9 protein-coding genes are annotated in these 11,087 nt (G+C 69.6%); 6 read left to right on the top strand and 3 right to left on the bottom strand.

Annotated features, from left to right (window positions below; translation table 11 throughout):
* Positions 1-2 precede the first annotated feature (2 nt).
* Together ACWGIH_RS40615 and ACWGIH_RS40620 are read left to right on the top strand one after the other, a co-directional pair.
* Positions 3-941 carry a hypothetical protein gene (locus tag ACWGIH_RS40615; protein WP_453446593.1) on the top strand — a complete coding sequence of 313 codons (939 nt, stop codon included), beginning with the start codon at positions 3-5 and terminating at the stop codon, positions 939-941.
* A gap of 75 nt (positions 942-1,016) precedes the next feature.
* Entirely contained in the window at positions 1,017-1,142 is a 126-nt protein-coding gene (locus ACWGIH_RS40620) for a hypothetical protein (protein WP_453446595.1), read from the top strand.
* A 13-nt stretch (positions 1,143-1,155) separates the two neighbouring features.
* Here ACWGIH_RS40620 and proP read toward each other — a convergent pair whose 3' ends face one another.
* Together proP and ACWGIH_RS40630 are read right to left on the bottom strand one after the other, a co-directional pair.
* Complete coding sequence (gene proP / locus ACWGIH_RS40625) at positions 1,156-2,628, bottom strand: glycine betaine/L-proline transporter ProP (protein WP_453446597.1); 1,473 nt, start codon at positions 2,626-2,628, stop codon at positions 1,156-1,158.
* 226 nt (positions 2,629-2,854) lie between these two features.
* Positions 2,855-4,753, bottom strand: coding sequence for an alpha-L-fucosidase (locus ACWGIH_RS40630; protein ID WP_453446598.1), 1,899 nt, complete (start codon positions 4,751-4,753; stop codon positions 2,855-2,857).
* 345 nt (positions 4,754-5,098) lie between these two features.
* Here ACWGIH_RS40630 and ACWGIH_RS40635 point away from each other — a divergent pair, with 345 nt between their 5' ends.
* Entirely contained in the window at positions 5,099-5,485 is a 387-nt protein-coding gene (locus ACWGIH_RS40635; RefSeq protein WP_453446600.1) for a hypothetical protein, read from the top strand.
* Here ACWGIH_RS40635 and ACWGIH_RS40640 read toward each other — a convergent pair.
* On the bottom strand, positions 5,439-5,807 hold the full coding sequence (locus tag ACWGIH_RS40640) for a winged helix-turn-helix transcriptional regulator (protein WP_453446602.1): 369 nt from the start codon (positions 5,805-5,807) through the stop codon (positions 5,439-5,441). The genes ACWGIH_RS40635 and ACWGIH_RS40640 overlap by 47 nt on opposite strands.
* A 171-nt stretch (positions 5,808-5,978) precedes the next feature.
* On the opposite strand from ACWGIH_RS40640, the gene ACWGIH_RS40645 reads away from it, so the two are divergent.
* The 3 genes from ACWGIH_RS40645 to ACWGIH_RS40655 all read left to right on the top strand — a co-directional run bounded on the left by ACWGIH_RS40645 (position 5,979) and on the right by ACWGIH_RS40655 (position 9,920).
* Entirely contained in the window at positions 5,979-8,156 is a 2,178-nt protein-coding gene (locus ACWGIH_RS40645) for an alpha-N-acetylglucosaminidase (protein ID WP_453446603.1), read from the top strand.
* A gap of 148 nt (positions 8,157-8,304) precedes the next feature.
* Positions 8,305-9,150, top strand: coding sequence for a chitosanase (locus tag ACWGIH_RS40650; RefSeq protein WP_453446604.1), 846 nt, complete (start codon positions 8,305-8,307; stop codon positions 9,148-9,150).
* A 125-nt stretch (positions 9,151-9,275) separates the two neighbouring features.
* A complete protein-coding gene (locus tag ACWGIH_RS40655; protein WP_453446606.1) occupies positions 9,276-9,920 on the top strand; it encodes a LysE family translocator in 645 nt (214 codons plus the stop codon).
* Positions 9,921-11,087: the final 1,167 nt, after the last annotated feature.

Here is an 11,087-nt window from a genome sequence, read left to right on the forward strand (position 1 = left end):
CCATGCGTAAGACCCTTCTGACCGCAATGACCGCACTGGGCGCGGGAGTTGCCATGGTGTTCGGCACCGGTCTCTCCGCGGCGCAGCCGGAGGTGGAGGCGGGGCGGTGGCACCAGGTCGGGGACGACGTGAAGTCCGGCATCAGCGGCCTCAGCGTCACCTACCATTCGGGTGATCATCTTCGCGCCCTCGTCGTACGCGACAACAAGCGGCCCGGCGAGAACCGCATCGCGGAGGTGACCCACCGCATCGGTCGCCCCGCCGAGGTCGCGGCGATCACCTGGCAGGACGGCATCGAGCCCGTGGACCTGGAGGCGGTCGACGCGGTGCCGGGCACGAACGACGAGTTCGTGGCCGTCGCCAGCCGCGGGATCGCCTACCACGTCAAACTGACCGATGCCGGGGAGGCCGCGAAGGTCCTCGACATCACACCGCTGCCCTCGATCGGCGCGGGCGACAATTTCGAGAGCTTCACCCTGACCGCGCGGAACGGGAAGATGGCAGCGGTCTGGGCGGACCGGGGTGAGGGCGCGGACCGCCCCGCGACGCTGTACGCGGCCCCGTTCTCGATCAGCTCCACCGGTGCGTCGGAGTTCGGCGAGGTGCAGAAGGCGACGCTCCGTGCGCCGTACCCGAAGGGGGACGTGCGCCACGCCTCGGACATCGAGGTGACCAAGTCGGGGCGTCTTCTCGTCAGTTCGGCGTCCGACGCCGGTGACGACGGTCCGTTCGACTCCGCCGTGAGCGACGCGGGCAGGCTGACCGTCACCTCCGCGGGACAGGTGAGGCTGTCGGTCTCCGAGTCGCCCGAGCTCCTGGACACGTTCGAGGGCCACAAGATCGAGGCGCTGCAGTGCGCCCCCGGCTCCGGCCTCGCGGCCCTCGGCACGGACGACGAGAACGCGGGCGGCTCCCTCACCATGCGCCGCCTCTGCGACTGACCGCGGCGCCACCCGACCGAGGCTCGCGTCGTACGGGACGTCGTGAAGCCGTAAGCCCCGCAAGACGGAAAGCCGGTGGCGGCGGAGGAGACACCCGACCTCTTCCGGCAGGGGATGCTCCGGATCGCGCGCGCCACCGGCACGGAGGAGAAGAAGTGGCTGACCGAGGCCATCGGCGCCCTGGAGGACGGGCGCCGATGAGGGTGCGTGACGGTCAGAGGCGCTGGGCCGCCACGAGTTCCCGCGCTTCCTCGGCCGTCGCGACCGACGGCGGGGAGCCCTCCAGGGGCTTGCGGGCCGTTTCCTTCATCGCGGCCACCGCGATGATGCCGACCAGGCCCGCCAGCATCGTGTAGAAGGCGGGCATCAGGTCGTTGCCGGTCGCGCCGATCAGTGCCGCGACCACCAGCGGGGTCGTACCGCCGAAGAGCGAGACCGAGATGTTGAAGCCGATGGAGAGAGAGCCGTAGCGCACATCCGTCGGGAACAGGGCCGGGAGCGAGGAAGACATGGCGCCCAGGTAGCAGACGAGCGCCAGGCCGAGGATGAGCAGGCCCGTGAAGACGGCGACCGTGCCGCCCTGCTTGATGAGGAGGAAGGCCGGCAGGGCAAGGACGAAGAAGCCCACCGAGCCCGCCATCAGGACCGGCTTGCGGCCGATGCGGTCGGAGAGGCGGCCCACGGAGTTGATGAGCGCCATCAGGATCAGCATGACGATCACGATGGACATGAGGCCGCCGGTCTCGCCGAAGCCGAGCTGCGTCAGATAGGTCGGCATGTACGAGAGCAGCATGTAGTCGGTGATGTTGAACGCGGCCACCAGCGCGATGCAGAGCAGCATGGCCCTCCACTGGCCGAAGAAGGAGTCCTTGAGGGACTTCTTCTGGCGCTCGGCGGCCGGCCCGCTCTCCGCCTCCGCCATCTTCTGGAAGGCGGGCGACTCGTCGAGCTTCAGCCGCAGGTAGAGGCCGATGAGCCCGAGGGGCGCCGCCACCAGGAACGGGATGCGCCAGCCCCAGGACTGCATGGTGTCGTCGCTGAGCCCCATGGTCAGGGCGGTCACCAGGACCGCCGCGACCGTGTAGCCGATCAGGGTGCCGAACTCCAGGAAGGAGCCCCAGAATCCGCGGCGCTTGTCCGGCGCGTACTCGGCGATGAAGGTCGCGGCGCCGCCGTACTCGCCGCCCGTGGAGAAGCCCTGCACCATGCGGCACAGGACGAGCAGGACCGGAGCCCAGACGCCGATGGTGGCGTAGGACGGGATCAGGCCGATCGCCAGGGTGGCCGTCGACATCATGATCATGGTCAGCGCGAGGATCTTCTTGCGGCCCACGCGGTCGCCCAGCGGTCCGAACACCATGCCGCCGATCGGGCGCACCAGGAAGGCGGCGGCGAACGTGGCCAGGGAGGAGAGGGTCTGCGCGGTGTCGTTGCCGGAGGGGAAGAACTCCTTTCCGATGATCACCGCGAGATAGGCGTAGACGCCGAAGTCGTACCACTCCATGGCGTTGCCGAGCGCGGTGGCCTTCACCGCCCGCCTGACCTGGGCCTCTTCGGTGACCGTGATGTCCGACTGACGCAGCCGCGGGTTCTTGCGGCGGTGGATCGCGCGGAAGAGCGCGCGGTGCCGGGCTAGGGCCTCCGGAGCGGGCGGTGCCGGTATTTCGGGGGCTTCGGGCGCGCTCACGGTGCAGTCACTCTCTTGTTCGGCAATGGCTGTCATCGACCGCCTGACCTGGGAGGTCAGAGATCGACGAACGGTCGTCTGCCCAGTCGGGCGTCGATCCACACTGCCTATTTCGGAGAGCGGAAGGTGCCTGTCGTTGGTCCTCGGGCTGCGGGCCCCAAGTCCTGACTCCGCGGGACTTGGGGCCCGGCTCGCTCGGCGGGGAGCCGAGCACCCGTGGGGGGGCTCAGTGCGCGTACAGCTGCGCCGTCGGCACGATCTGCTGTTCCTGTCCGGGGCTGGACCACAGCAGCTTCATGTGGGCCTCGCCGGTCTGTTCCGCGTACTCGACCTTGATCGAGTGCCGTTTGCCGGCGGTGAGGGCGACCTGCGCCTTGTCGATCTTCGGCTCGTGCGGCGTCCACGCGTCGATGACGAGCTTGCCGTCGACCCACACCCGCGCCATGTCGTCCGAGACGGTGGTCAGCGTGTACGTCTCCGAGCGGCGCGGCTCCAGCGTGCCGGTCCAGCGGACACCGAACTTGTCGGAGGGAATGCTCGCCGCCGGTGAGCCCTCGTACTTCCAGGCGTGGTTGATCGAGCGGTCGGTGCGGGTGATCTTCGGGGCGCCGCTCAGCTCGGCGTTGTCGAAGATCTCCTGCTTCAGGCCCTTGCCCTTGCCGGGGCGGGCGGTCGGGCCCGGGTCCACCTTCAGCTCGATGACCGTGGCGGTGTCGTTGGTCGCGGCGCCGGACGGCGTCAGGTCGAAGCCGTCACCGGATCTCGCGACCGTCACCTTCTGGTCGCTGCCGAGCACCCGCGCCGATGTGACCTCGAAGTCCGTACGCGCCTTCAGGTGCAGGGCGGCGCCGGACGCGGGCCACTGGGTGACCGCCGCGTACAGCTTGTCGCCCTTGCGGCTGACCGAGCCCCAGGACGGCTCCTCGACGAGACCGCCGAAGCGCGCGCCGAACACCGCGTTGCCCTGGCCCGCCGTCCGCAGCCAGTCGCCCATCTGCTTCAGGCGGTCGACGGAGGGCTGCGGGACGCGGCCGCGGGCGTCGGGGCCGACGTTCAGGAGGTAGTTGCCGCTGCGGGACGTCGTGGAGAGGAGGTTCTTGACCAGGGTCGCGGACGACTTCCAGTCGGTGTCGTGGCGCGCGAAGCCCCAGTGGTTGTTGAGGGTCATGCAGGATTCCCAGAGCTGGCCGTCGACCGGGGCACCGGGGATCTCCTGCTCGGGGGTGCCGTAGTCGCCGTCGACGACGCGGCGCTTGCCGACGCGGTTGTTGATGATCAGGTCCGGGTCGAGGTCACGGAGATAGGCCTCCAGCTTCTCGCCGTTCTTCGCGGTCCAGGGGTTGTGGGGCTTGTCGGTGTCCCACTCGCCGTCGAACCAGAGCAGGGCGGGGTCGTAGGTGTCGACCAGTTCCTTGAGCTGGGCGCGCATCCGCTTCTCGTACGCGGGGAAGGTCGCCGGGTCCGGGAAGTCGGGGTCGTGCCAGTCCCAGATCGAGTAGTAGAAGCCGAGCTTGATGCCCGCGTCGTCGGAGGCCTTCTTCAGCTCCGCGAGGATGTCGCGGTTCCTGTCGAAGGACGAGTGGTCGCGCAGGTTCCAGTCGTTGACCTTCGTGGGCCACATCGCGTATCCGTCGTGGTGCTTCGAGGTGATGACGATGTAGCGCATTCCGGCGTCCTTGGCCGCCTTGACCACGGCCTTGGCGTCGAAGTCGGCGGGGTCGAAGGTCGCGGCCTGCTGCTCGTACTCCGCCTTCGGGATGTCGCACTGGCGCTGGATCCATTCGGCGTCACGGCACACGGAGCCGTCGGCCTTCTTGTACTCGCCCTCCAGGTTGGAGTAGGCGCCGAAGTGGATGAACATGCCGAAGCGGTCCTGCCGCCACCAGTTGGTGCGGTCGGCGGTGAAGGGGTCGTCGGTGGCGTGGTCGGTTCCGGGGCCGATGGCCGCAGGCCGCTCGGGCGCGGGCCGCTCGGCCGCGGGCCGCTCGGCCGTGGGGGACGTCGCGGTGGGGGGTTCCGTCGGGGCGGCGACCGCCGTGGGTACGGCGGTCGCGGCGAGGGCCGTGGCGAGGAACAGGGCGGTCCCGGCGACTCTTCGCCGGGTGCGGCTGAGCTGTGTGCGCATGGGGGCGGCTCCCTGAGGTTGACGGGTCGCTCGGGAACGTAGGGTCGAATACATCGGATGTCAATGCGCCCAACAGACCCTGATATGGCAGATGTTGGCGCGATCAGGCGCGATCGCTCCGATGACTGACGCATGGCGCTCTTGGCGGTCCCTACGCCACGCCTCCACAAAGTCGAGCGCGCGCAGGGCGAGTTGCGCGCACCTGGACTTCCGGGGGCGGCCTCATGGACTTCCCGTGACGGCCACACGCCCGTACGATTCGGAAATCGAAGCACGCGGCCACGACGCACCCCACCGTCCGCGCGCCCACGCACCGCTCAGCTCAGCTCAGGAGGAGCGACACCGATGAGTCTCGACGTACGTGATCTGCTCGCACCCGGCACCCCGGACAAGGCGGGCCTCCCGCTCGCGCCGGACGTCGTGTTCCACAGCCCGGTCGCCGACTACAGCGGCCGGGACGACGTGGCGCACCTGTTCCCGAAGCTCGGGCAGTGCCTGAGCGGGATCGACCCGGTCCAGGAGTTCACCGAGGACGGCGGACGGCACAGCGTGACGACGTTCCACGGCAGCGTCCGGGACGAGACCGTCTACGGCGCGTTCGTGCAGGAGGTCGACGAACAGGGCCGGCTCACGGAGGCCACCTTGCTGATCCGCCCGCTCAGCACGCTGCGGATCGCCGTGTCACTCATGCGTGAGGCCCTTGAGGCTGATCCGCTGCCGAGTTCACGCTGACCTCTTCCGCCCAGCGCCGGGCCCAGCCGTCCAGGGGCAGCAACGCCTGATGGGCCTCTCGCCCAAGCGCGGTCAACGCATAGGAGGCATCCGGCAGTTGATGCACTAGCCGGGCTTCGAGAAGCTCGGTCAGACGCTGACGGAGCACGCTGGACGACATGGCGTCGCACTGCTGCCGCAGCGCGCGGAACCCCATCGGCCCGGCCCGCAGCTCCCACACGACCCGCAGGCTCCAGCGCCGCCCGAACAGGTCGAGCGCGGCCATCAGGGGGCGGCCGGTGGTGGAGGCGGGGGTGGGCCGGCCGGGCAGCGGTGCGGTCATCCGCCGACGGTAACACCGGGTTTCGACTATCGAAGCGGAGTCCTTGAGCCCGGCACGGGCGAGGCTCTTGCGCGTCCTTGACCATGATTCGCGGCCGGTTCATCGTGGTGCGCCGTCGACACGCCCCGCTGATGCCGAGCACCGCCGATCCCGGGAGGGTATCCCTACGTCATGCCCCTGGCCCGCCGCACCTTCCTCACCGCCCTCGCCGGAACGACCGGCGCCGCCGTCGCCTGCTCCACCGCCGACGGCGCCCCGCCCTCCGAGTCCCCCGCGCTCAAGGCCGCCCGGCGGCTGCTGCCCGGACACTGGAAGCAGCTGACGTTCGTGACCGCGGGCCCCGCCGACACCTTCCGCGTATCAGGAGAAGACGGCCGGATCACCGTCTCAGGCTCGACCCCCGCGGTCCAACTCAAAGGCCTGCAGCACTACTTGAAGCACAAGACTCACGCGAACATCACCTGGGCGGGCAATCAGCTGAACCTGCCCGACCGCCTCCCCGGGCTCGCCAAGCCCATGACGGGCAGCGCCAACACCTCTCATCGCTTCGTCCTGAACGACACGAACGACGGCTACACGGGGGCGTACCACGACTGGTCGTACTGGGAGCGCGAGATCGACGTGCTCGCACTGCACGGCTACAACGAGGTTCTCGTGTACGTCGGCGCCGACGCGCTCTACCACCGCGTGTTCCAGGAGTTCGGCTACTCCGACCAGGAGCTGCGCGAGTGGATCCCGGCCCCCGCCCACCAGCCGTGGTGGCTGCTCCAGAACATGTCGTCGTTCCCGCACCCCGTCTCGGGCCAACTCCTCGCCCGACGCGCCGCATTGGGCCGCCGCATCGCCGACCGGCTGCGTGAGCTCGGCATGACCCCGGTGTTCCCCGGTTACTTCGGGACGGTCCCGCCCGGCTTCACCGCGAAGAATCCCGGCGCGCGCACCGTGCCCCAGGGCGACTGGGTCGGCTTCACGCGACCTGACTGGCTCGACCCGCGCACCGAGCACTTCGCCCGGGTGGCCGCGGCCTTCTACCGCGCACAGGACGAGCTGTTCGGCGCGTCGACGATGTACAAGATGGACCTCCTCCACGAGGGCGGAAAGCCGGGCGACGTCCCGGTCCCGGCCGCGGCGAAGGCCGTCGAGAAGGCACTCCAGGCCGCTCACCCCGGCGCCACCTGGGTGATTCTCGGCTGGCAGAACAACCCGCCCAAGGCCATCGTCGACGCCGTGGACAAGTCGCTCATGCTGGTGGTCGACGGTCTCTCCGACCGCTTCTCGAAGATCACCGACCGCGAGTCCGACTGGAACGACACCCCCTACACCTTCGGCTCGATCTGGAACTTCGGCGGCCACACCACACTCGGCGCCAACACCCCCGACTGGGCCGCCCTCTACGAGAAATGGCGCACCAGGAAGGGCAGCACCCTGCGCGGCATCTCCCTGATGCCGGAGGCGGCGGACAACAACCCGGCAGCCTTCGAGCTCTTCTCGGAACTGGCCTGGCGCACGGGCGACCTGGACCTCACCACCTGGTTCGCCGACTGGTCGGTGTCCCGCTACGGCGCCGCCGACCCGCACGCGGCAGCCGCCTGGGACATCCTGCGCCGCACCGCGTACGGCACGACCCGCGCCGACGAGTGGGCCGAGGGCGCGGACGGCCTCTTCGGCGCCCGCCCCACCCTGACCGCGAGGTCGGCGGCGGCCTGGTCACCCAAGGCCATGCGCTACGACCCGGCGGACCTCGAACCCGCGCTCACCGAACTCCTCGCGGTACGAAGGGAGTTGCGGACCTCTTCCGCCTACCGCCAGGACATCCTGGACGTGGCACGCCAGGCGCTCTCCAACCGCAGCCGGGTGCTCCTCCCCCAGATCAAGCAGGCGTACGACGGCAAGGACAGGCCCCTCTTCGACAGCCTGACCCGGACCTGGCTCGACCTCATGACCCTCCTTGACAGACTGATGGCCACTGACTCCCGCCACCTCCTGGGCCGCTGGGTCGCCGACGCCCGCTCGTGGGGCGCGGACGCGACGGAGCGAGAGCACCTCGCCTACGACCAGCTGTCACTCCTCACCGTCTGGGGCACGCGGTCCGGGGCGGACGCGGGCCTGCGCGACTACGCCAACCGGGAGTGGGCCGGCCTGGTCGGCGGCCTCTACCGCCTGCGCTGGGAGACGTACTTCAAGGAGCTGCGCACCGCACTCGCCGAAGACCGCGACCCCAAAGCCGTCGACTGGTTCGCCATCGAGGACGGCTGGATCCGCGACCCCGGGCGCCTGGCCACCCGCCCCACCGGCGACACGTACGAAGTCGCTGTTCAGGTGCACTCCCGCCTGACCCGGGCCCGCTGACCGAGCACCGCGCCCGGCACAAGATCACCAACTCACCTCTCCTTGACGGGTATACGTCACCCTCGTTCTCTGGTAGTAAACCTTCCTAACAGTACGCGGAAGAGCCAAGAACCGTCGGATCGACGAACTCCCCCACCTTGGAGGTCCCGTGCCCACCCCCCACCGCGCCCCGGCGCCCCGCATACACACCTCGCGCCGCACCCTGCTCGCGGCCCTCGGCGCCTCGCTCGTCGCAGGCCCCGTGATCGCCTCCCGGACGGCAGGCGCCACCCCCACCGCCACAGCGGGCGGACTCGACGACCCGGCGAAGAAGGAGATCGCCATGAAGATCGTGTGCAGCGCGGAGAACTCGAGCCTCAACTGGAAGGAGCACTACCGCTACTGCGAGGACATCGGTGACGGCCGCGGCTACACCGCCGGGATCATCGGCTTCTGCTCGGGCACCGGCGACATGCTCGACCTCGTGGAGCTCTACACCCGGCGCAAGCCGGGCAACATCCTCGCCAAGTACCTCCCCGCCCTGCGCGAGGTGGACGGCACCGACTCCCACGAGGGCCTCGACCCCACGTACAAGGGCGACTGGGAGCGGGCGGCCGAGGACCCCGCCTTCCAGAGGGCGCAGAACGACGAGCGCGACCGCGTCTACTTCGACCCGGCGGTCGGACAGGGCAAGGCGGACGGCATCGGCATCCTCGGACAGTTCGCGTACTACGACGCGATCGTCATGCACGGGAACGGCGGCGACCACACCAGTTTCCGCAACATCCGCGAGCGCGCCCTCCGGTCGGCCGAGCCGCCGGCCCGGGGCGGCGACGAGACGGCCTACCTCCACGCGTTCCTCGACGCACGCGTCTGGGCGATGAGGCAGGAGGAGGCACACGAGGACACCAGCCGCGTCGACACGGCCCAGCGGGTGTTCCTGAACAAGGGCAACCTGAACCTGAACACGCCACTGGAGTGGAAGGTGTACGGGGACCCGTACCGCATCGGCTGAGCCGTTCGCGTCAGCGTCGGCGTCGGCGCGGGGCTCCACGCCCCGCGCCGATGTAGCAACGCTTACGCGATACGTGAAGAATTCTTCGCTGGTGCTTGACGGTGCCGTGGTCCGATCCTTGCTGAATGATCGGAATGAACGCGGTACTCGGCGTCACGGTGGTCTCTCTCGGCATGGTGCTCACGCCGGGACCGAACATGATGTACCTCGTCTCGCGAACCATCACCCAGGGCAGACGGGCTGGAGCGATCTCCCTGGCCGGGGTGGCCGTGGGCTTCCTCGTCTACCTGACGGCAGCCAACCTGGGCCTGTCCCTGGTCTTCCTGGCCGTCCCCCAGCTGTACGTGGCCGTGAAACTCGCCGGAGCGGCGTACTTGGCATGGCTGGCCTGGAAGGCACTCAAGCCGGGCGGCATGTCTGTCTTCGCCCACCAGGAGCTGCCCCCGGACTCCCCCCGGCGCCTCTTCACCATGGGAGTGCTGACGAACCTCCTGAACCCGAAGGTCGCCATCATGTACCTCTCGCTCATCCCCCAGTTCATCGACCCGACGGCGGGCCACACCCTCGCGCAGGGCTTCGTGCTCGGCGGCATCCAGATCTCCGTCAGCCTGATCGTGAACCTGGCCATAGTCATGGCGGCGGGCACCATCGCGGTGTTCCTGGCCCGCCGGCCGACCTGGCTGCGGGTCCAGCGGTACGTGATGGGTACGGTGCTCGGCGCCCTGGCGATCAAGCTGGCCACGGACCGGGCGCCGGCCGCGGCGGCGTGAGGAGCAAGGGGGGGCTTTGCCGGTCCGGTGGCTTTGACTTGTTGCCGGGGCCGCCCGGTTGTCCCGAGGTTGGCGGTTGCGGGCCGGGTGTAAAGGGCGCTCCTGCGTCGCGTCGGCTACGCCGATTCCGCTGCGCTCCACCCTTGACACCCGTCCCTCCACCGCGCGAGGGAAGACGACCGGACGGCCCGAGGGGCGGGACTCTCGACCACGACCGTGGGGCCATCGTCCTTTCGCTGCCGGGTGCGGCCCGGATCTCCCGGCGTGACCGTCAGGGGGAAGGGGCGGGCGCCCGGTCCGCATCCGCTTCGGGGAGGCGTGCCGGTCTCGTCAAGCGGCTCCCGACCGGATCTCCCGGCGTGACCGTCAGGGGGGAGGGGCGGGCGCCCGGTCCGCATCCGGCTCCGGGAGATGTGCCGGTCTCGTCAAGCGACTGCCGACCGGATCTCCCGGCGTGACTGTCAGGGGGAGGGGCGGGCGAGGGCCTGTTGGTGGGTGCGGGGTTGGGCGAGTGGGTGGCGACCGGATGCGGCCGGGGTGTGCAGGTCACGGCTGGCGTAGGTCGGTCGGCTTTGAGGAGGGGGTGGGGGTCGGGCACCTAATTTCGAGAAGGCGCGTTGCGCAACGCGTGCGCCCCCCTTCTGCCAGAACGCAACTTCGCGAAAGTAGGTGCGCCACAGCATCCGCATCGCCTTGACGAGCCCCTGCACCGAGACATCGACGGCGAACGGTGCGGGCATCACGCGTGGTTTCGCGGAAAACCGACCCCGAGAGGGGGAAAGCACGCCCCGAGCGAGCGAATTGCAGAAAACTCCCACCCACCGCGCCCCCAGCACCCCTCGTCGTGGGACTTTTCTGCAATCCACGCTGCGACCCGCTTCCGGAACCCTCTTCGCAGCACCTGACAGCCGCCGAGCAAGGACAATCCCACCGCCGACCGCCCACGCACCCCACCCCGCGACGGCGACGGCGACGGCGAGGCGACGCAAGAAGATCCGACCGGCTGCCGTCTGACGAGACCGGCACACTTCCCCGAAGCGGATGCGGGTCGGGCGCCCGCTCGTCACCGTGACAGTCACCCCGGAAGATCCGGTCGGCAGTCGCTTGACGAGACCGGCACACCTCCCCGAGCCGAATGCGGACCGGGCGCCCGCCCCTCCCCCTGAC

The organism is Streptomyces sp. NPDC054872, assembly GCF_053610705.1.

What these genes read in the sequence shown, in the direction of transcription:
- ACWGIH_RS40635 (WP_453446600.1), top strand. Translation starts at nt 5,099, where the DNA reads ATGAGTCTCGACGTACGTGATCTGCTCGCACCCGGCACCCCGGACAAG.
- ACWGIH_RS40615 (WP_453446593.1), top strand. Translation starts at nt 3, where the DNA reads ATGCGTAAGACCCTTCTGACCGCAATGACCGCACTGGGCGCGGGAGTT.
- ACWGIH_RS40655 (WP_453446606.1), top strand. Translation starts at nt 9,276, where the DNA reads ATGATCGGAATGAACGCGGTACTCGGCGTCACGGTGGTCTCTCTCGGC.
- ACWGIH_RS40645 (WP_453446603.1), top strand. Translation starts at nt 5,979, where the DNA reads ATGCCCCTGGCCCGCCGCACCTTCCTCACCGCCCTCGCCGGAACGACC.
- ACWGIH_RS40640 (WP_453446602.1), bottom strand. Translation starts at nt 5,807, where the DNA reads ATGACCGCACCGCTGCCCGGCCGGCCCACCCCCGCCTCCACCACCGGC.
- ACWGIH_RS40630 (WP_453446598.1), bottom strand. Translation starts at nt 4,753, where the DNA reads ATGCGCACACAGCTCAGCCGCACCCGGCGAAGAGTCGCCGGGACCGCC.